Source organism: Natronorubrum bangense (assembly GCF_004799645.1).
Lineage (GTDB): Archaea > Halobacteriota > Halobacteria > Halobacteriales > Natrialbaceae > Natronorubrum > Natronorubrum bangense.
The window spans coordinates 2,069,241-2,088,933 of record NZ_CP031305.1 but is presented as its reverse complement, the minus strand read 5'-3'; the positions used below and the strand labels follow the sequence as shown (position 1 = coordinate 2,088,933).

The following is a 19,693-nucleotide window of genomic DNA, read 5'->3' as shown; positions in this document are numbered from 1 at the left end:
CGAAAAAGCGTCGTCGGCGAACTCACTCGAGCCGATAGCGCAACAACGCCGCGATGCCGCCGAGGTTCGACAGCTGTTGTCCCGGGGGAAACTCGCTCGAGAAGACCGTTACCTCGCCGCCTTTCTGTTCCGCTGTGCGAACGATGTCGTCGACGTCGATCACCCACTCGCCGTCCGGGCCGCGCTCTTTTCGGAGTCGGTCGTCGAGGATGAGCAGCCGTTCGATCGCGCCGAACTCGGCGGCCTGCTTGACCTCCTCGGGACCGTAGGCGGCTTTCGCACCCTCGGCAATTCGCTTCGTGAGTTCGTCGATGTACTCGGCCTCGCTCTCGATGCGAGTCTCCTGTTGGACGTCGGCGACGGCGCCGCGTTTGAGCACCTCGTGGACGCCGCGGTCGCCGACGCTGGCCGTATCGACCATCGTGATCTGCTCGGTGATCTCGGGCTCGTTCTGCTCGAAATACTTGTAGGCGTCCTGTTTGGTAAAGCCTGGCCCGGCGAGGATGATCGCGTCCGCGTCCTGTCGCCTGAGGACTTTGCCGAGTTCGGCGAACAGCTCCGAGCGGCCGCGAGCGTACTCGCCTTTCCCAGTCGTACCGGTGATCGTCGCCCGCTCTTCGGTGCCGTACTGGGCGACCGTATGGACGTGGGCCTGTCCCTCCTCGACGGTCGCAATGGCGACGTCGGGGTTTTCAGTCGCTTCTTCGGCTTCCTCGAGGCGGGCCTCCTGGTCCGGTTTGAACCGTTTCTCGATCGAGAGTTCGTCGCGTTCCTCGACGTTCAGGGTGTGATGAAAGCCCAGTTGGTCCTCTCGCGAGCAGGCGACGATCTCGCCGCCAACCCGGAGCCGATTCGCGAACTTGTGGAACTCGATGTCGTCGACGGCGATGGCGACCCACATGTGTTCGCGCTCGCCGCCCGTATCACGCATCTGGTCATCGTTGCGCTGAATCCGCCGGGTCGTATCGCCCGCGACGCGGTCGCCGGGCTCTAAGACGTACTGCAAGTGCCAGAGGTCGTCGACGCTCTCGGGGACGACGGTCACCCGTTCGCGCCCGCCCTCGACGTGCTCCCGGTCTTTGATCTGCATGGCCGTGGCTTTGCGCGGAATCGGTAAGTGGGCTGCGATCCCTCGAGCGACTCGAGTGGGTCCCGGCGGCGGGCCGTCTCGGTTTCGATCGGCGTTCGTATCGACTCGCACCACAGTCACGTTTGGTACGGTGTGTCATAGTTAGGGGCACAGTGTATGCACGCTCGAAGCCACTACAGAGTATGAAACTCGCACACGTCCAGTTCTTCGAGGACTTCGGAACTCGCTCACTCGCCGTCCACGCGGTCATGGTCCTTGCCTTTGCCAACGCGGTGCTTGCAGCGCTGGTCGTCGGCGGACAGGTCGGGCTCATCTCGTTCGTTGCCCTGCTCAACTTCACCGCGGGGCTGTGGGTCGCTCACTCAATTCACTCGCTGGGTAACGTCTCGAGCGACGACGAGTACGACGGGATCCTGAACGAACTGCTGGACAGCACCAGTGACACGGACTCCGAGATCGGCGCCACTGGCGACCCTGAAACAAAAACCGAGACAAAAGCGAGCGACCTCGATACCGGCCGCTTCGGTCGCTTGCTCGCACTCATCGCCGTCGTGACGGCAGTCTCGCTGTTGACCTCGGCCCAGGTTCTCCCCGGGTCGGTGCTCCCAATTGCCATCGTCGCCGTCGGTGCAATCGCCGTCGTCACGGCTATCATCGGCTTCCTGATCGCCCTTGGGGCTTCCTACGACGAATCCCAGCAGCGGTGGGTCGACAAGCAGGAGGCAAACGCGGACTCTATCGACTGAAAGCGATCAACGGTTTCACTACAGTAGACCGCCTCAGGAGAGAAACAGCGGCTGTGTGCAACTCACCGCGCCACCCGGACCGGAAGCTTCGGCGCGAACGTACGTACTCGACACGTCGCTCAGCGAGAGGGTGGTTCCAGTGTCGATCGGTTCGCCGTCACCGATCCACCGAACCGACGTCGCCGCTGGCGACGCGATGCGAGCGCGATCGTCGTCGACGCGATCTCGAATCGATCCTCGTAGGTCACGACCGGTTCATCCGACAGGTCGACGACGATCGACGGGTCCTGTTCGAGGATCGCCCGTTCGATCGCGTCGAGAACATCCCCGTCCGCGGCCTGCCCGGTGTAGATCTGGGCGGCGTCTGTGGTTCCGGTCGTTGCTAACTCCGCCGTCGGATTCTCGATCTTTTCGGTTCCGCCCAGAAAGACGAGTCCAGAGACGGTCACACCGTTCGATTCGAGGGAGTCAAGCGTTGCCGTCGTTACCGGCGGATAATGCTCTCCGTCGACCAGGCAGACGACATCGTCCCCATCGAATCGATCGAGGGTGGCGTCGGACAGGTGAAGAGGAATCTCCGTGTCAGTTGATGTCTCACTCATTGGCTTCAGTACCGTTCTTGCCATCGCTTGTCAACAAAAAACACTAGACACAGTGTGACATCCTCCCACGACTAACGTCGTGGGCTTCCCACGCCCGTTGCGCTGGTTTAGGAACTTACGTTTACGACCCGACACGCCGATGGGAGTGCCACGTCCCCGTTACTCCTATCCTATACAGGACTCGGAGGTATCTGATTGTTTAACGTCGGTTGGATTGTCCGAAGGCTTACTTTTTGATGAGGCAAACACCAAGTCAACTGCCAGTTTTCGGACAGTTAATCGCGATGGGCTATCATCGCAACGACAATCGCTGATACGTAGTTTGGGCACTCGTACTTTACGCTTTCAACGTTTGAGAACCGTGCGGCGATTCATCCCACGACTGAAGTCGTGGGTTTTCCCGCCTAATTCGGATAACACCGCCTAGAGGTGTCTTGGTGGCGTTCCCGGAACAAAAATCGCTCCCTCGAGACGCGGTTCGACAGCAGTTCTGCTCTCGTCTTGGATATCAATCAGCCAGCCGACTGTCTCGGGCGGCGCCGTGTCACAAACGGTCGCTGGCCATGTGTGCCTCACGCCGATTCGATCGCTACTTTCGTCCACTCCATAGTTGCTCTTCGGTCGGTTCGATAACTGCTTCCACCCCGAGTTGCTGGCCCGCTCCGACCAGTCACTCCTCGGCGATCCGGCTGCCGCCCGGCGGCATGAAGTGTTGAATTCGATCGGGACTGGCGATTTTGCGAACGAACGACTCGTCAGCGAACTGCTCGCGGAAGCGACGATACAGTCGCTTCGCCGTGTCCGCCTGGGCGTAGCGCCCCGGCTCGAGTTCGATCGTCGTCTCTGCCTGTCCCTCGATCGCCGACGGCGGGCCGCCGATGACGCGGGTGTAGGGCTCACACTGGATGCCGACCGCGACGCCGACCGGTGTATCGCGGTGGTAGGTACGGTCGCCGCGAATCGCGAAGCCGCCTTTCTCGAGATACTCGCCGCTTTCGGGCGTCTTCGTCACCTGATCGGAGTCGACGGCGTAGACGTCACCCGCATAGCGGCCGTCCTTCCAGACCGACGAGTAGGAGACGGCAAACTGGGCAGCCTCCTCGATGCTCGAGTCAGGCAACTCGATGTCCGAGGATGAGGCTTCGCTCGGGTCCGTCGCCTTCAACACGGTGACCGGGCCGCCGTGGGCCTGCGTGTGCAGGACCTTATCGCCGGGCTCGAGATACTTCTTGACGAGGTCCTCGTTCTGGTCAGCGTTGCGCCCACCGATCACGAGATAACCATCGCTGGTGTGGAACCAGCGGAAGCGATCGAACCACGGCTCGTTCTCGCGGATCGGGATCGACGGCATCTCGAGCCAGTTTTTCTCTTCGGCTTCCTCATCGTCCGCTTCCTCGTCGCCCTCGTCGTCGGCGTCCCACTCGTCGCGGCGACGCTTTGCGTCCTCGAGATCCTCACGAGTGTCCTCGATGGCCGCCAGCGCGCCCGCTTTCTTTTCTGCGACGCGTTTTGCCTCGGTGTAGAGCCGGTCGGCGTTCTGCTCGACACCGTCGTGAGCGACGAGGTCGATCCGGTCGCCGTCGATGTCGACCGTCACGATCCCTTCACTGCTATCGATGCCGACGACCGCCTCGGCGGCTTCGATCCCGCGCTCGGCACCCTCTTCGAAGCGTGCTTCGATCTCGTCCCAGGGACGGTCCTGCGCGCGAGCGTCCTGAATCGTCGAGAGAATGTCGTCGACGAGGCCGTACTCGGCGTACAGCAACTCGGCTTGCTCCCGAAGTTCGTCGGCCTGCTGTTCGAACCCCTCGATCGCGCCCTGCTGTTGGTCAATGATTCGCTCGTATTTGGCAATCTCCTCGCCGAAGTCGGGCTTCTGGGTCGTTGGGTCTGGCTCCTCCTCGTCGTCGAGTTCCAGCCGGAAGAAGTAGTCGTCCAGCGCGGCCAAAAACGAGTCGTAGGGCTCGGCCGCCAGCTCAGCGTGTTCCTCGAGTGGGAACGGTGTCGCGTCGACGACGCGGGCACTCTCGTCGTCATCGTCGCCGTCTTCGCCGTCCTCGAGATACAGTCGCGGCTCGAAGTTCGCGTTCCGAAGGTCGAGGGCGAGACGTTCGATGGCCTCGTAGAGGCGATCGTAGTCGTCCTCGTCGGCGTCGGCGATATCCATCCCTTTCTCGATACCGGCGCGGGTACAGATCTCCTCGGCATAGAGCCCGCCGAAATTAAGCTGCGTTGCAAGCGTTCGGACGACGTCCGTATCCGAATCTTCCATCTCGAGGTCGAACGCCTCCCGAGACACTGTCAGCGGGTTGAGTCGGCTGTCGGGAAACTCATAGCGCGAGCCCGGCACGACGGTTCGGGACTTGAGTCGCACCGTCTCGAGACAGTCGATCACTTCGTACTCGCCGTCGGTGACAGCGACGTTCCCCTGGCCGAACAGTTCGACGATGAGTCGGGTCGTCCCGTCCTCGCGTTCAAAGACGAACTCGAGGATGCGGTCGAACTCGTACTGCTCGACGCCGGCGAAGTCAGCCCCCGAGAGTCGGTTCCGGAGCATCATCGCGAACTGCGGCGGTCGCCCGGGGGCGTCGGGTACCCGCTCGGGGGCGACCGTGTGGGCGCGTTTGACCTCGCCGACCTCGAGGATGAGTTCGATGCGGCCGCGGTCGAAATCTCGCATCTTGAGTCGGACGAGATCGTCGCCGTAGAGATACGCCTTGTCGAGCTTTGCGCCCTCGTAGGCCCCGAGTTCCCCGACGAGGGCAGCGAGGTCGACGCTCGTAAGCTCGCGCTTTGGATCCATACGTACACCTGCCCGGCGCTGTCAAAAAGACGTGTCGCTCCGGCGTGGCTGGGTCAGCGCGGACCTGCAGTCGGAAAGCCTAATCCCCGCCGCCTTCCTTGCTGCGTGTATGAGCGACACTGTCGACGCCGGCCGAGTGCGGCCCAGCCGACACGCCCAGCAACGCCAGCAGTCTGATCGAGGGTGGCAGCCATGAGCCAGCCCGATGACCGCCCCTGGAAGCACGTCTCTCGCTTTCCCACGTTTGTCGGCCACCTCGAGGACGAGGGCGCGTTCTCCGTGCGATCGATCGTCGACCAACTCGAGGTCGACATCGACGTCGACGGGATCGTCTACCACGACCGTGGCATCCGCGCCCCCGGCTACGACGCCACCTTCGTCCACGAACCGTCCGGTGCACGTGGCCGACCCGCGTTCAGCGTCGAAGTCGATACGATCGGTCCCCGGAACACCTGGGCGGTGTTCGACGCCCAGCTCGGCTGGGATCTGTACCTGCTCCAGGCCGACGACGTGGCGGCGCTCGCGTGGGTTAGCGACGAGGAGTACAAAACCGAAGAGGCGACGATGTTCGAGTCGAAACACGACGCCCTCGCTGCCGGCCGCTTTTCGTTCGGCGTCTTCCTCTACTCGGGCAGTGACTGGGAGGAACGCCTCGAGCGAATCCAGCGGACGGACGCACCCGCCTATCTCAAACGCGACGACGGCACGCCGGTCGTCCCACAGAGCCAGTCCGAGTTCTACGACTACGTCGGCGCGACGCCCACGGAGTTCCGGACGACCGCCGGCGGCGCACCCGAGTATCTGGGTGTGCTCGAACTCGAGGTCACGATCGACTGAGACGGACTGCTGTCGTCAGTGACCGCCGATCACCGATCCCGTCTCTGGAGATCGGTACAGCAGACCGTATGAACGGGTTCGCAGCCGGCTACAGTTCTCGCTTCAGCTCCCACCCCTCGAGCGAATATGCCATCTCCCAGAACCGGTACTCGAGTTTGGCGCTCGTAAGAAACGCCTCGCGCATGGCGTCGTGTTCGCCCGGGAACCGCTCGCCGCAGTCGTCAACGAACTCGCGACACCACGCGGTGGCCTCGCGGAACTCCTCGCTGGTGTACATTTCGATAAAGGGCATGTACTGATGCTCGCCATCGGCGAGATCGGCCATGTGCTCGGCCACGTCGAGATACCCCTGCATGCACGGAAACAGCGCGGCCGCGATCTCGGCGATCGAACCGTCATAGGCCGTCCGCACGAGGAAGTTCGTGTAGGCGACACAGGTCGGCGCTTTCTCGACCGACTCGAGATCCGTACGCGAGATGCCGTAGTCGGCGGCGAACTCCCGGTGGAGATCCATCTCGTGGTCGAGGACCTCGTGAGCGACCCCCAGCAGGTGAGTCATCGTGTCCTCGTCGCGGGCTTTTGACCCCGCAATCGAGAACAGTCGCGCGTAATCGAGCAGATACCGATAATCCTGTTTCACCCAGTGTTTGAACGCCCGCTCATCGAGCGTCCCTGCCGCGAGTTCACGGACGAACGGGTGGTTTTTCTGTGCATCCCAGATGTGTGCGCCGTCCTCGAGCAAGCTGTCGCTGAATGTCATCTCGTCTCAATAGAGGTCAGACACGATAGTATACGTAACGAATACAACCTGGTTGTTGCTCGAGCGGGGACGACACCGACACGGCGAAGCGGTGTCGTGCTCGAGACGACGTCGACTGACAACGCACAGACGCGTCGCTCTCGAGGTCGTGCGATCGTAAAAACACGCCGCGGGGGTGCTCGTTCGGTGGGGGATGAACGAGCTGGGGAGTTCACGGCGCGCTGAGAGGCAACTCAGTGGCCGTTGTCCGGGTGGGGAGATGACAACGGTGCCGACGATCGTCGGCAGGTGAAACGTTATCCCCAACGCCGTATAAATTTTCTGGGAGAATGTAGTTATATTAGCGCTGTGCAACAGGCAATCGTTACCCACTCTCGAGAGCTGTCACTCGAGGAAGGGGAGTGATCGAAGCACGCCAGTTCGACCGGCGTCCTCAGAGTCGCTTGCTGACGTAGGGGCCGTCCTGGTGATAGCCAAGTTTCTCCCGGTAATACTCTCGAGCACCGATACCGGAGATAACGCTGACTTTGTCGTAGCCCGCGTCGGCGGCGAGTTCTTCGGCCCGGTTCATCAGGCGCTGGCCGTAGCCCTGATGCTGGTGTTGGTCTGTCTCACCAGTCCCGCCGACGGCGACTTCCGAGCCGTAGACGTGAAGCTCTCGGATGAGCGCCGTGTTCTCGAGTTCCGGACGCACCGGATCGTTCGGGAACCGCAGCCGACAGAAGCCGACCAACAGGTCCTGCTCGAAGTCCTCGAACGAGATGAACTGTTCCGTACCGCCACAGGCGTCGTAACTCATGACGTCGAGTTCGATTTCGTCGGGTTCGGCGTCGTTCATGCCGGCTTCGCGACAGCGGATACAGTCACACTCCCAGCCGTGTTCGTCCATGCGCTGGCGTGCGAGCTGGCGGAGGTTGGATTTCCAGACGCCGGCGTCGATGAAGTCTGCTGGAATGTCTCGCTGGACCCGCTGAAGCCGGGTGTATCGCGGGATCATATCCTTAATTTCGGCGACCAGTTCGGCGGCCTCCTCGTTTCCGAGTGGGTCGTACTCGCCTTTGTGCCACCAGTCGTAGGTCGCCGTCCCACGAACGATCAGCGTCGGATAGATCTTCAGATAATCGGGCTTCCACTCCTCCTGTTCGAAGATCCGCCGGAAGTCCTCGAGACACATTTCCTTGCTCATTCCGGGCTGGCCGGGCATCATGTGGAAACCGACTTTGAACGCCGAATCCCGCAGGCGCTGGTTGGCCTCGATCGATTCGGCGACGCCGTGACCGCGGTGCATCTCCCGGTTGATTCGCTCGAACGTGGTCTGGACGCCGACCTCGACTTTCGTGCCGCCGAGTTCGAGCATCCGGTCGATCTGTTCGGGGTCACACCAGTCGGGTTTGGTTTCGAACGTCGTCCCGATGTTTCGGATGTCGGCCGTTTCGTTTTGTTCGATGACGTCCTCGACGTACTTCCACTCGTACTCCTCGGGATCCTGTGCGAAGCTGACGCCTTCTGCCGGTTCGGGTTCTTTCTCGACGTCGTAGTCGTTCATCGCCTCCAGCGCCCGCTTGACGAACCACTCCTGGTAGTCATGGCTGCGGGCGGTCATCGTTCCACCCATCAGAATGAGTTCGACCTTGTCGACAGGATGGCCGATCTCGCGCAGTTGCTCGAGTCGCAGCGTCACCTGCCCATAGGGGTCGTAATCGTTCTGGACGCCGCGGGCCGCAGCGGGTTCTTCGCCGGTATAGCTCTGGGAGGAGGAAAACTCCGAGTCGGGGCCGCCGGGACAGTACAGACACTTCCCGTGAGGACAGCGCTCAGGCGACGTCATGATCGCAACCGGCGAGACGCCTGAAGCGGTGCGGACGGGTTTGCGCCGGAGAACTTCCTGCAACTCCTCGCGGTGCTCGTTAGGGGCATGATCGAGCAGTTCGGAGTTTTTCGGCACCTTCGGCGCCGAGTGCTCCGAACAGGCCTCGAGTTTGGCCTTCTCGAGTTCGTCGCGCTCGATCTCGCCCGCGAGAATTCGCTCGACGATCATCTCACAGACCTGCTCGAACGCGTCGGTTTCGGTGGGATCGGGCGTCTCGGTGCTCACTACACGTGTTTCGTCGCGCGTCGCGAATAAGCGTGTCGGACTCACAACCGCTCGGTTCGAACGGGCCAGTTTGATGCGGACACAGACGGCACTCGACCAGCGGAACGTCGGTTCGGGCACGACCCGACCGGCCCACACGAGCGAAATACATGCCGGGAGGAACAATGCATACGATTTTTTCGAATCGGCTCCTCTGTTCGAACGATGCACGAGGTCGAGGTCACGTCCGTCGTCCAGCCATCTGCTCGAGCGCTTCGAGAGCAGCTATCGCCGCAGTCGATTCTCGAGTACGCGGAGATCTATGATATCCACACCGCTGAGCGGACCGCTGCTGGAACGGAGGTCACCGCCTCCCTCGAGGACAACGAGCTAACCGTCGTCTTCACCGAACTCGAGAACGGATACGAGTACACGTTCGTCGACGGCGCGGGGATGTTCGAACAGCGGTATTCAAAGCTCATCGTCGAGAGCGGAGACGAAACCCGCGTCTCGGCGGTCGCTCGGTACTCATTCGACTCGGTTTGGTCGTTCGTGCTCGACCGACTGGCGGCCGGAACGGTAACGAAAGAACTCGAAACCACGATTGCGAATCTCGTCGAGGAGACGATCGACGCCGGCTCGGAGCCGACCTCGTCCGGCAAATAGGAGACGGCACTGAGTCGCTGTGAGGGAGTGATCTTGCCGACGGCGTGAACTCGAGTCGGCTCAGGTGTCGTACTCGAGGTGGTCGCGGCCGTCTACTGCGTTCTGACTCTCACGTCGCCACTGCTCGGCGTCCTCGATCGTTTCAGTCCCGAGTAGTCGCTCGAGCTTGCGTTCGAACTGCTCGTCGGTTAACTCGCCTGCCGCATAGCGATCCCGAAGCGTCTCGAGGGCGTCCTGCCGACCCCGTACGTTCTGCGTCGAGTCGGCGGTTCGATCCGTCGACTGCTCCGCACTCGTGTCGGTTGATTCGACCCACATCCCGTCCCACCATTCTGCCTGCGCCTGTTCGTCGCCAAACAGTAAGGCGACCAGTGGCACGACGACGAGGTAGCCGATGAGCATCAGCGGGAGCCACAGCTGCCCGCCCCACGGGCTGAACATGAGCGACAGCCACACCCCGGTTACGATCATCGCTGTCACGCCGGTGATGTTTTCACGGAGCTGTCGGCCCGGATCGGCACCCATACGGGAGTCTGCGTTCCGAACTGACAAAGAAGTTTCTCACGGTTGACAGCAGTGGGACGAAGACAGTGTGGCCGATTACGCGAGCAGTTCGCCGAGTGCCTCGAGTGCAGCCGTGCGAACGGCGTCGCGTTCGCCCGGTAGGAACTCGATATGGCCGTCCTGACCGCCAACGACGGAGACGCCAGCGTTCGATGCTGCGTCGGCAATCGTGTCGCCGAGTTCGCGGACGTCCACCGACTCGGTCGCACGCACGTGAAGTTCGTCGTCGCCGAGCCCGAGCGTCACGAACGGCCCCTCGTCGCGCTGGCGACGGTGGAGTGCGTCAAGCAGGAGCGTCGTCGTCGGGAAGTTATAGCGGTGCATGAACGCATCAGTGTCCAGCAGCGCGACCGTCACACCGTCTACATCCTCGGTTTCGAGGTTTTCTCGTGCCGTCTCGAGTTCGGTCTCGAGTTTCGCACGGAACTGTTCGGAGACGTGCGCCGCAAGGTCACCGTCTCGAGACGTCGCCGCCTCGCTGCCATCGAACAGCAGATCGATGATGAGCTCGCGTTTGTCCTTGTACGACTGGTAGTAGGCCTCGAGCGCAACGGCTTCACGGCGCTCGGAGAGAGCTGTCTCGTCGTAGCCGGCCTCGGACGCGAGGTCAGTGTAGTCCTCGGGGGTGTCCTCCCAGTAGCTGACTGCAGGGAGGTGCTCGAGGTCGGCGCGGACGTCGTCGTTGACGTGGGCAGCGACGTTCGCCGCGAGTGCCGTCGAGGTCAGATCCGAGACGTCGACGCCGTCGAGCGACGGGGCGACGGCGACCGAGACGGCGTCGGCAACCTCGTCGTCGGCGCGGCTGTCGTCGATGACGACCGTCTCGGCGTCGTACAGCGAGAGCAGGTCGTAGCTGTCGACGGACTCGACCGTCGAGCCAGCGTCGACGAGAACGACCAGTGGCAGCTGCTCGCCGTGGCGGTCGCGTGCCTCGAGCATCGAGGTGACGTCGTTGGTGGCATCGTCCATATCGTAGACGCGACCGTCCAGGGGACGTCGTTCGAAGTAGTGGTACTCCGCATCCTCGCGGGTGTGTTTCTCGCGGATCAGCGGGAGCACGGCGCGTTCGATGGCTGCACCGGCGACGTAGCCGTCGGCAGTCGCGCTGTGGCGGACGACGACAGGTCGTGCCTCCATTACGGCACGGCGGATCGCGGTCGCTGCGTCTGCGATTCCATCTTCGACAGCCGTCACGGCCTCGTGATCGGCCAGCAGGTCGGCGTCAGCCGGTCGGGCCTCACGTTCGATTGCGCTTTCGAGCCGGTCCTTGACGGTCTCACGAGCGTCATCCTCGAGAATTTCGAGGGTCTCGGTTTCGACCTGCAGGTCGCCGTGGTGGCGTTCGACCTCGCCCTCGAGGGCGACGACGTCCTCGATCTCGACGGCGGGGTAGGCACGAACGCCAGCCTCTTCGAACGCAGCGCATTCGACGGTCGCAGTCTCGTCGCGGAGTTCGAAGACGGTTGGGCCACTGGTCTGGCGAACGCCAGTGATCTCGCCCTCGAGGCGGACGACGCTTCCGACCTGCGAGTCGATCGAGTCGACTGTCGTTCGGTTCAGTGCTGGTTCGGACTCGGCGTCGGCACCGTCGTCGGTCGAAGGTGTCGATGCAACGGCGCTTTCGGTCGCGACGGAGCCGCTGCCGGCGGCAACGGTCTCGGACGCGCTCGGTGCGCCAGCACCGTCGCTTTCGCTCTCAGACGCGCTCGATGTTGTGGCGTCGTCGGCAGCGCTGTCGGTCTCGCTCTCGTCGTCGCTCGATGCCGCCTCATCAGCGCCGCTGTCGACGTCTTCGGGTCGTTTTTCGGTGTCGCCAGTGTCGATCAGTTTACCGCGGAACTCGCGTTCGCGCTGGCGGATCGACCAGCCGAGGTCGACATTGTCGTTGTCCCGAACGTCGAGAACCTGAACGAAGACGTCGTCTCCGGGTTCCCAGTCGAGACTCTCGAGTCGCTGTTCAAGTTCGCTTCGATGCAACAGTCCGGTAACGTGGTCGCCGATATCGACGAAAACGCCGAAGTCAGCATAGCCGTCGACGGTACCCCGGTAGTAGCGACCGGGGGAGAGCTGCGAGGGAGCGTTGCCGTGAAAGTCGAATACGACATCCTCTTCGTGACTCTCGCAGATCTCGCCGTCAACGGGTGTGCCACAGATGATACAGTTACCCATCTACTCGAACCAAGCAGTTTCGCCCTAAAACGGTTGTCGAAATGCGCTCGACACGTTACCGCCGAACGCGATCGATTTTCAGTTCGGGTGATCGAACGAAGAAACCGCCTAACGGACGGCACACACGTCCCTACTCGAACACTGGCGACTCGTCCTCGAGGGCCTCGATGTCGTCGACAATCTTCCGAACGTCGTCAGGGAACAGCGACACCTGAATCTCGCTGCCGTCTTCGTCTTCGAAGACGAGTTTGACGCGCTTGTCGCCGAACTCGCGGGCTTCGGCGGATTCGACGTCGAACAGTTTGACCGTCGCCGACTTGTTCGTCGGGCCGACGTTCTTGATCGATCCCTCGTTCAACTCCACCATGAACTCCTCGAGCGACAGTGTGAGCATACCCCCAGTACGGACCCCAGATAAAAAACGACGCGCATCGACAACGGGGCTAGACCGAGCCGTATGCCGTCGTCCGCGACTACTTTTAAGTTCCATTCGACCCAACGGGTCGCATGCTATGGAGCTCACCTGGCACGGCCACTCGACGTGGCACGTCACCGTCGGAGAGACAGAGCTGTTGATCGATCCGTTCTTCGATAACCCGAAGACCGACCTCGAGCCGGCCGATATCGACACGCCGGACTACGTGCTGTTGACACACGGCCATGCCGACCACATCGCCGATGCGGGCGAGTTTTCGGACGCAACGCTGGTCGCGACGCCGGAACTCGTCTCTTACTGCGAGGAGGAGTTTGGCTTCGAAGACGCCGTCGGCGGAATGGGGATGAACCTCGGCGGCACCGTCGAGTGTGGCGACGCGTTCGTCACCATGGTTCGTGCCGACCACACGAACGGGATCATGACCGAAAACGACGCCAGTGGCGGGATGCCAGCCGGGTTCGTTATTTCGGACACCAAGCCAACGCAGGTCAGCGACGAGGAGTCGACGGCGTTCTACAACGCTGGCGACACCTCCCTGATGACCGAGATGCGCGAGGTCGTCGGTCCGTATCTCGAGCCCGACGTTGCTGCCGTGCCGATCGGCGACCACTTCACGATGGGGCCGTGGCAGGCCGCCGTCGCCGTCGACTGGCTCGACGTCGACTACGCGCTGCCCCAGCACTACGATACGTTCCCGCCGATCGAACAGGATCCCGAGGAGTTCGAGCGTGAGGTCAAAGCGACAGGCAGCGACGCCGACGTCGTGATCGCTGCGGCCGACGAACCGTTCGAGATATAGTCCCCGGGAGTGCTGCCCGCCACCGACGACGATTTTTCGGTTCGGTCGCCTGTCCCCTGGCTGATATCACCACCAGTAACGTTTACACCACCTGGTGTGGACGTCTCCAGTGCAATGACGAAAGACGTCACCACCATCTCCGAAGAGGGGTTCAGTGCGACGAACGAGATCCGCGAGTTCGAGACGACTATCGACGCAAACGGGGAGGAGGCACCCGACACGCTCGAGGCCCTGCTGGCGGCGTATGGCTCCTGTTACGTCCCGGCGCTACGAGTCGGCGGCCAACAGCGCGGCGTCGACGACCTCGGGAAGATCGAGATCGACATGACTGGCGAACTCAACGACGACGACAAACTCGACTCGATCTCGTTCGAGATCCACGTCGAGGCGGACGTCGACGACGACACCGGTGAGCAGGTACTCGAGCGCGCCTTCGAACTCTGTAAGGTCCACGACGCACTGAAAGGAGAGCTTCACGCAGAGGCGAGCATCACGGGCGACGCCTTCTGAGGCGGCTGGATCGTCGTCGGCATCCAGCGCCACTGCAGCGCATCGGTTTTTTGAGGCCGTACTCGTGTCCTCGCAGCCGTCAGCCCAGCTTCCGTGTGTGGCGATCACTCGCAAATGAATGGGCATCTTCAAGATGGTCCTCGAGACAGGTGCAGGCATGTTACGTTCGTTCGATGGGAGAGAACCGCAGGTTGCTGACTCGGCTTACGTCGACGAGGCGGCAGTCGTGATCGGCGACGTCGTCATCGAGGCAGATGCCAGCGTCTGGCCGAACACGACACTTCGAGGCGATCATGGCCAGATCGTCGTCGGGGAAGGGGCAAACGTCCAGGATAACGCTGTGCTCCACGAGGACGCCGTCCTCGAGCCGTACTCGACGGTCGGCCACAGCGCGATCGTCCACGACGCGACCGTCGCCGAGCGCGCGCTCGTCGGCATGAACGCGGTGGTCCTCGACGGGTGTCACGTCGGCGAGGGCGCGGTCGTCGCGGCCGGCAGCGTCGTCACCGAAGGCACCGAGATTCCGCCATCGACGCTCGTCGCCGGGGCGCCTGCCGAGGTGAAAACCGAGATCGACGATCCCCACCTTGGGGCGACGGCTGATCGATACGTCGAACTGTCGACGAAACACGCAGAAACGTCCGAGCGACTCGACTGACACTCCGCTCGCGGTCGGCAGGAGCGCCACCGTTTCGGTGTGACAGAACCGATGAAAACCCTGATACAGCTACCAGTCTAATCGAATGCCATGAGCGACAACCCGTGGACGGATCGGATCGTCGGGGCGCGAATGACCGTCGACCAGGCGTTCTCCGCACGGATCGCGGATTCGGAGTTTTCCAACCAGCAGTGGAGTCTCATCATGACTGCGACGGAGTTCGAGATCGAACATCCCGACGATCCCGACCGCGCGCGGATCGTCGCCAACACCGACAGCGTCGAACAGATCATCCCCGAACTCGAGAATATGCCGACCGGAATGGGGGCGATGGGTGGACAGGGAGCCGGCAAGCAGGGTGGCTCCTCGAGTGGTGGACTGTTCGCCTCGATTAAAGGGGCGCTCGGACTGGACGGCGGTGACGACGACGATCATGCCGACAAACTGCAGGCCGCCGAACGACTCACACAGGAGTACGCCGACGAGTTACAGTCTCATCTCGAGTCAGAAGGGCGATGGGAGTCGGTTCGAAAATCTGTCGCCGCCGACACGTAGGCTGTACTCGAAGCCACAGCACCTATAGGTGCGCTGCCCGACCGTATGAGTATGAGCGACGAAGTCGACACCACGACAATCTCGATCAGCACTGACGATGAGACGACTGACGAAGTGACACTGCCGTCCGGACTCATCGACCTCGTTGCAGAGGGCGACCAGACCGACGCCGAAACGATCGGCGATATTACGCTGCTTTCGTTCGCCAGCCGTGCTCACCACATCGTCCACCACGGGCAGGGAGCAGACGAAGAACTCGAGGCCCAGGAAGCCCGCGTTATGGACCTGTTCGAGGAACGCTTCGGCGTGACCTACGGCGAAGCGACCGGCCACCAGCACTGATACGGACTGCTGTCGGCAGTGACCGCTGATCACCAGAGACGGGATCGGTGATCGGTACAGCAGACCGTATGAGACGGCAGCGAGCCACAGTTCGACTCGAGCGATTTTCCGGCAGACTGATAGCGTCGTGAGTGGCAAACACAGCGACAAAGAATGTAACGGAGCGCTCAGGCACCGACAGCGAGTGCAACAGCAGCCGACGCGATGGGGGGTGCTGTCTGGTCAGCCGATGGTTCCGGACTGTCTGGCTCATCGAGAGACTGTGGCGCTGAATCGACTAGTTCCTCGAACGGATCATCTGCTGGTTCGTCCTCCGGCGACTCTTCGAACGGATCATCTGCTGGTTCGTCCTCCGGCGACTCTTCGAACGGATCATCTGCCGGTTCATCCTCCGGCGACTCCTCGAACGGATCATCTGCCGGTTCATCCTCCGGTGGTTCGTCAAACGGCGCTTCTTCGAGCGGGTCGTCAATCGGCTCTATCGTCACCATCGTCTCGGCAGTGTCGTCCTCACTCGAGACGATAACAGGGTAGTCGCCGGGCTCGAGGGCATCAGTGTCCGCGGTCAGCGTCAGGGGCGAGGATGCACCTTCCTCGAGCGAGATCGATGTCGTATCGACGACGGTCTCACCGACAACCAGTTCGATATCCTGCGTTCCCGTCTCGCCACCGACGTTTTCGATGTCAGCATCGACAGTGAGCGCGACGCCCTGTTCGACGGGCGTGTTCGTGCCCGTAATAGAGACGTCGAATTCGGCTGGATCGGTCGGATCAATCTCGCCAGCCGTCGCCGTTTCAGCGGGTTCGACTGCGTCCGCGTCGTAGTCGTATCTGCTCATGTCGACTGCCCAGACGAGCCGTTCGTCGTCGGTCTCGGGCGTCCACTCGACGGTAAACGTGTTCGTTCCGGGCTCGAGTTCGTCGACTGGGTCGTCCTCGGTTGTCCCCTCGGTGAACTCGCTGTCGACGAACAGGGCCGCGTCGTTCGGATTCTCGTAGCCGAAGGTGACCTCGATCGCGTCCTCGGTCAGTGTCGTCTCTTCGACGCTGAGTTCGGGGAGTTCGGGACGGACCTGCTCGATGCACTCGCTGGCGTCAGGGTTCGGATAATCGATCTCGCCCGGCGTCGCATCGGGCGAGGCAAAGCCGGTGATCGCAGCGCCGAAGTCACCCTCGGGAACGGTGACGGTCGCCCCGGCGTCGGTTTCGGCGACGGTGAACTCGTCGCCAGTCTCGTAGATGATCGTCCCTTCGAACGGCGCGGCGATGTCGTCGCCAACCGTGATCGCGTACTCGCCCATTGTGTTGCCGAAGCCACCCGACTCGTAGAAGCCGGTGGCGACGATGATCGTGTCACCGTCTTCGAACGATCCTGTCACATCGGCCTGCTGGCAGGTGACGAACTCGACGTCGAACAGCTCCGGTTCGGGATCGACCGTGTACTCGAGCGAATCGACCACGAGCTGCTCACCGTCCTCGTCGACGACGGCCACCTCGAGCGTCGCATCGTCCTCGAGTGGGGGCTCGAGATCGAGTGTCTCGGCCTCGACAGTCTCGTCGGCCGGGAACGGCTCACTTTCGGCGAGCTGCTCGCCGTCCTCGTCGGTGACGGTGAGGACGTACTCGACCGATGCGTTCGCTTCCGCGACGGTCAGCGTCTCACCATCACCCGTCTGATCGCTTACCTCGAGCGTCGCTTCCGGCTCCGGCTCGGGTTCGTCTACGAGCGTGTACTCGAGCGAGTCGGTCGCGAGTTCCTCACCATCCGGTCCGACGACGGCGACATCGACAGTTGTAGCCGCCTCGAGCGGTGGCTCGAGGTCGAGTTCCAGCTCGGTAACCGTCTCCTCAGCTTCGAACGTGTCGCTCTCAGCCGCGGTTTCGTCGGCAGTGGCTGTGATGGTGTACTCGACGTCTGCGCTCGCCTCGTCGATGACGAGCGTCTCGCCATCACCCTCCTGGTCGCTCACCGAGAGGGTGGCCTCGGGCTCGGCAGGCTCGCTGACGGTCACGAGCGCCGTATCGAGGACCGGGGCCCCGGTTGGGGTGACGTACGGCTCGTCGTCCGCGCCATCGCTCTCGGCGTACTGGAACGTCTCGTCACCGGTCGTATCGTGGTGGACCACCGCGACGAGTGGCTGGTCGTCTTCGATCGGCGTCTCGAGTTCGATCTCGACGTCGTCGTGGGCGCCGGGTTCGAGGTAGTCCGACGAGCCAAGCACGCCAGCAGGGTCGGCGACGGAATCGCCGCCGTAGATCGCCACGAAGCCGCCTTCCGAGAGGTCGACGCTATCGACGACGACGCTGTCGTCGTCACGCTCCTGATCGGCGAACGTGATCGTCGCCTCACCCTCGAGTTCGTCGATCGCTTCGACGCGCTGGGTGAGTTCGACCTCGAGGAACTGACTGAGTTCGACGTCGTCGTCGATCTCCTCCTGAACGGCGTATGCGGTCGCGTCTGCCGCCGACTCCTGTGTCAGAACCTGCAACTGTGTGATGCTAATTCGCTGATACTGCACTGCTCGAGCGGTCTCCTGACAGGCGGCGCTGGCGGCGAACTGAAGCTGTTCGACGGTCGCATCCTGGTGCTGGACCAGCACACCGCTTGCGCTGCCGGCTGCGAGCACCTGCACCTGCGTGACGTCGATGACCTGGCGCTGTATCACGGCCCCCTCGCCAGCACCGAACGAAGCGGCCTGAATCTGTTCGACGTCGACGACCTGTTGCTGGATCGCCGACTCAATCGCTCCCTGTGACGCACCGACGGCAGCGTATTGGATCTGTGTGATCGAGACCTCCTGTTGTTGGACGAGCACGCCACCAGCAGCCCCGTCAGCCGCGGCCTGAATCTGCTCGATAGTCGCCTCCTGACTCTGTGTTATCGACCCCTTGGCCGCACCGAAGGAGGCCTCCTGAATCTGTGTGATCGAGATCCGCTGGACCTGTTCGATACTGATCGACTGGACCTGTATCAACGACCCCTTGCTCGCACCGCGTGCGGCCGCCTGCGTCTGCTCGACCGTCACCGTCTGTTGCTGGACGAGCGCGCCCTTTGCAGCCCCAGTTGCGGCCTTCTGAATCTGCTTGATCGTCGCCCGCTGGTACTGTTCGATCTCGATGCGCTGTTCTTGCTCGAGGACGAGCTCGCTGCTCCCCTCGAGCGCCCCTGCGGATGCGCCCGCTGCCGCGTGCTGGACGTGTTCTAAGGTGACTTGCTGGCGCTGTTCGACCGTGATCTGCTGGTACTGCTCGAGGACGCCGTAGGCCGCACCCTGTGCGGCTTCTTGGATCGCTGGTGCGTGGGTGATGTCTTTGTCACCGGCCTCGCTCGCCGCCCCGGCAGCGGCCCCGCGAGCGGCGACCTGAATCTGCTCGACGGTCACGCGCTGTTCCTGGGCGACCGCGCCGTGTGCGCCACCCCACGCCGCACTCTGCATCTGACTCGCCGAAACCGTCTGATACTGGGCGAGTGCGCCGTCGGTCGCCCCGCTGACGGCAAACTGGACCTGCTCGGCTTCGACCTGCTGGGCCTGCATGAGCGAGCCGTGAACTGCCCCGGTCGTCGCCTCCTGGACCTGCTCGACGTCGGCTTGCTGGTGTTGGGCGACTGATTCGCGGGCACCCTCGAGCGCTGCCTCACGCTGCTCCTGGCTCACCTCGACACCCTGAGACTGTGCGAGCTCGATTCCCTCGTCGACGCCGTCCTCGACAGCATCATCCTGTTGGGCCGACAGCGATGGCTGTGCGCCGCTGGTAGCACCATCAAGCTCCGTCGGTGGCGCCATCGACACCAGCTCGAGATCGCTGACATCGCCGGCGTCGCTTGCAACACCGATCGAGGCGTGTTGACTCTCGGCAGACGTTTCCTCGCCGTTCACACTGGTTGCAGTCTCGCCCTCATCAACCAGGCCGCTGCTGCCGCCGAGCACCGGCAACGCCATCACGCTCGTCACCATCAACACGGCGACGAACGCCACAGCGACGACACCCCATCTGGTCATCGCTCACGGTCCCCATAGCTCGCTGCTCGTCGCCCCACAGCAGCCGTCGTCGCCTCGACAGGCGACTGTCGTCTTTGGCCC

Annotated in this window: 17 protein-coding genes; 8 read left to right on the top strand and 9 right to left on the bottom strand. The window is 62.6% G+C overall.

Annotated features, from left to right (window positions below):
• Positions 1 to 22: 22 nt before the first annotated feature.
• Positions 23 to 1,090 carry an mRNA surveillance protein pelota gene (locus tag DV706_RS10445; protein ID WP_006064664.1) on the bottom strand — a complete coding sequence of 356 codons (1,068 nt, stop codon included), beginning with the start codon at positions 1,088 to 1,090 and terminating at the stop codon, positions 23 to 25.
• Between the two features lie 182 nt (positions 1,091 to 1,272).
• On the opposite strand from DV706_RS10445, the gene DV706_RS10440 reads away from it, so the two are divergent.
• Positions 1,273 to 1,836 (top strand): hypothetical protein, encoded by a 564-nt coding sequence (locus DV706_RS10440; RefSeq protein WP_006064665.1) that lies wholly within the window; start codon positions 1,273 to 1,275, stop codon positions 1,834 to 1,836.
• Positions 1,837 to 1,955: 119 nt separating this feature from the next.
• Here DV706_RS10440 and DV706_RS10430 read toward each other — a convergent pair whose 3' ends face one another.
• Both DV706_RS10430 and rqcH read right to left on the bottom strand, forming a co-directional pair.
• The gene (locus tag DV706_RS10430) at positions 1,956 to 2,438 is read right to left on the bottom strand and encodes a hypothetical protein (RefSeq protein WP_006064666.1); all 483 of its coding nucleotides are present in this window, start codon (positions 2,436 to 2,438) and stop codon (positions 1,956 to 1,958) included.
• 670 nt (positions 2,439 to 3,108) lie between these two features.
• A complete protein-coding gene (gene rqcH / locus DV706_RS10425) occupies positions 3,109 to 5,241 on the bottom strand; it encodes a ribosome rescue protein RqcH (RefSeq protein ID WP_006064667.1) in 2,133 nt (710 codons plus the stop codon).
• Between the two features lie 192 nt (positions 5,242 to 5,433).
• On the opposite strand from rqcH, the gene DV706_RS10420 reads away from it, so the two are divergent.
• Entirely contained in the window at positions 5,434 to 6,078 is a 645-nt protein-coding gene (locus DV706_RS10420; protein WP_006064668.1) for a hypothetical protein, read from the top strand.
• 88 nt (positions 6,079 to 6,166) lie between these two features.
• On the opposite strand, the gene tenA is transcribed toward DV706_RS10420, so the two are convergent.
• Positions 6,167 to 6,838, bottom strand: coding sequence for a thiaminase II (tenA, locus tag DV706_RS10415; RefSeq protein WP_006064669.1), 672 nt, complete (start codon positions 6,836 to 6,838; stop codon positions 6,167 to 6,169).
• Positions 6,839 to 7,271: 433 nt separating this feature from the next.
• Positions 7,272 to 8,933, bottom strand: a complete 1,662-nt coding sequence (locus DV706_RS10410; protein ID WP_006064670.1) for a tRNA uridine(34) 5-carboxymethylaminomethyl modification radical SAM/GNAT enzyme Elp3 — start codon at positions 8,931 to 8,933, stop codon at positions 7,272 to 7,274.
• Between the two features lie 204 nt (positions 8,934 to 9,137).
• Between DV706_RS10410 and DV706_RS10405 the strand changes: the two genes are divergently transcribed.
• A complete protein-coding gene (locus DV706_RS10405; protein ID WP_006064671.1) occupies positions 9,138 to 9,578 on the top strand; it encodes a hypothetical protein in 441 nt (146 codons plus the stop codon).
• Positions 9,579 to 9,638: 60 nt separating this feature from the next.
• On the opposite strand, the gene DV706_RS10400 is transcribed toward DV706_RS10405, so the two are convergent.
• The 3 genes from DV706_RS10400 to DV706_RS10390 all read right to left on the bottom strand — a co-directional run bounded on the left by DV706_RS10400 (position 9,639) and on the right by DV706_RS10390 (position 12,705).
• Positions 9,639 to 10,103, bottom strand: coding sequence for an SHOCT domain-containing protein (locus DV706_RS10400; protein ID WP_006064672.1), 465 nt, complete (start codon positions 10,101 to 10,103; stop codon positions 9,639 to 9,641).
• A 75-nt stretch (positions 10,104 to 10,178) separates the two neighbouring features.
• Positions 10,179 to 12,311: a DHH family phosphoesterase gene (locus DV706_RS10395; RefSeq protein WP_006064673.1), complete on the bottom strand. Its 2,133-nt coding sequence runs from the start codon at positions 12,309 to 12,311 to the stop codon at positions 10,179 to 10,181.
• Positions 12,312 to 12,441: 130 nt separating this feature from the next.
• Positions 12,442 to 12,705, bottom strand: coding sequence for a hypothetical protein (locus DV706_RS10390; protein WP_006064674.1), 264 nt, complete (start codon positions 12,703 to 12,705; stop codon positions 12,442 to 12,444).
• Between the two features lie 118 nt (positions 12,706 to 12,823).
• Between DV706_RS10390 and DV706_RS10385 the strand changes: the two genes are divergently transcribed.
• The 5 genes from DV706_RS10385 to DV706_RS10365 all read left to right on the top strand — a co-directional run bounded on the left by DV706_RS10385 (position 12,824) and on the right by DV706_RS10365 (position 15,611).
• Complete coding sequence (locus tag DV706_RS10385; protein ID WP_006064675.1) at positions 12,824 to 13,546, top strand: metal-dependent hydrolase; 723 nt, start codon at positions 12,824 to 12,826, stop codon at positions 13,544 to 13,546.
• 114 nt (positions 13,547 to 13,660) lie between these two features.
• A complete protein-coding gene (locus DV706_RS10380; RefSeq protein ID WP_006064676.1) occupies positions 13,661 to 14,056 on the top strand; it encodes an OsmC family protein in 396 nt (131 codons plus the stop codon).
• A gap of 118 nt (positions 14,057 to 14,174) precedes the next feature.
• Complete coding sequence (locus tag DV706_RS10375; protein WP_006064677.1) at positions 14,175 to 14,714, top strand: gamma carbonic anhydrase family protein; 540 nt, start codon at positions 14,175 to 14,177, stop codon at positions 14,712 to 14,714.
• Positions 14,715 to 14,804: 90 nt separating this feature from the next.
• The gene (locus DV706_RS10370; RefSeq protein ID WP_006064678.1) at positions 14,805 to 15,269 is read left to right on the top strand and encodes a DUF5799 family protein; all 465 of its coding nucleotides are present in this window, start codon (positions 14,805 to 14,807) and stop codon (positions 15,267 to 15,269) included.
• 51 nt (positions 15,270 to 15,320) lie between these two features.
• Entirely contained in the window at positions 15,321 to 15,611 is a 291-nt protein-coding gene (locus tag DV706_RS10365; protein WP_006064679.1) for a DUF7545 family protein, read from the top strand.
• 167 nt (positions 15,612 to 15,778) lie between these two features.
• Here the strand turns inward: DV706_RS10365 and DV706_RS10360 are convergent, their stop codons facing one another.
• On the bottom strand, positions 15,779 to 19,612 hold the full coding sequence (locus DV706_RS10360) for a DUF7282 domain-containing protein (RefSeq protein ID WP_006064680.1): 3,834 nt from the start codon (positions 19,610 to 19,612) through the stop codon (positions 15,779 to 15,781).
• Between the last annotated feature and the right edge of the window lie 81 nt (positions 19,613 to 19,693).

Bases quoted from the DNA above. Each gene is read 5' to 3' on its own strand.
- DV706_RS10445 (WP_006064664.1), bottom strand. From the start codon at position 1,090: ATGCAGATCAAAGACCGGGAGCACGTCGAGGGCGGGCGCGAACGGGTG.
- DV706_RS10440 (WP_006064665.1), top strand. From the start codon at position 1,273: ATGAAACTCGCACACGTCCAGTTCTTCGAGGACTTCGGAACTCGCTCA.
- DV706_RS10430 (WP_006064666.1), bottom strand. From the start codon at position 2,438: ATGAGTGAGACATCAACTGACACGGAGATTCCTCTTCACCTGTCCGAC.
- rqcH (WP_006064667.1), bottom strand. From the start codon at position 5,241: ATGGATCCAAAGCGCGAGCTTACGAGCGTCGACCTCGCTGCCCTCGTC.
- DV706_RS10420 (WP_006064668.1), top strand. From the start codon at position 5,434: ATGAGCCAGCCCGATGACCGCCCCTGGAAGCACGTCTCTCGCTTTCCC.
- tenA (WP_006064669.1), bottom strand. From the start codon at position 6,838: ATGACATTCAGCGACAGCTTGCTCGAGGACGGCGCACACATCTGGGAT.
- DV706_RS10405 (WP_006064671.1), top strand. From the start codon at position 9,138: ATGCACGAGGTCGAGGTCACGTCCGTCGTCCAGCCATCTGCTCGAGCG.
- DV706_RS10400 (WP_006064672.1), bottom strand. From the start codon at position 10,103: ATGGGTGCCGATCCGGGCCGACAGCTCCGTGAAAACATCACCGGCGTG.
- DV706_RS10395 (WP_006064673.1), bottom strand. From the start codon at position 12,311: ATGGGTAACTGTATCATCTGTGGCACACCCGTTGACGGCGAGATCTGC.
- DV706_RS10390 (WP_006064674.1), bottom strand. From the start codon at position 12,705: ATGCTCACACTGTCGCTCGAGGAGTTCATGGTGGAGTTGAACGAGGGA.
- DV706_RS10385 (WP_006064675.1), top strand. From the start codon at position 12,824: ATGGAGCTCACCTGGCACGGCCACTCGACGTGGCACGTCACCGTCGGA.
- DV706_RS10380 (WP_006064676.1), top strand. From the start codon at position 13,661: ATGACGAAAGACGTCACCACCATCTCCGAAGAGGGGTTCAGTGCGACG.
- DV706_RS10375 (WP_006064677.1), top strand. From the start codon at position 14,175: ATGGGCATCTTCAAGATGGTCCTCGAGACAGGTGCAGGCATGTTACGT.
- DV706_RS10370 (WP_006064678.1), top strand. From the start codon at position 14,805: ATGAGCGACAACCCGTGGACGGATCGGATCGTCGGGGCGCGAATGACC.
- DV706_RS10365 (WP_006064679.1), top strand. From the start codon at position 15,321: ATGAGCGACGAAGTCGACACCACGACAATCTCGATCAGCACTGACGAT.
- DV706_RS10360 (WP_006064680.1), bottom strand. From the start codon at position 19,612: ATGACCAGATGGGGTGTCGTCGCTGTGGCGTTCGTCGCCGTGTTGATG.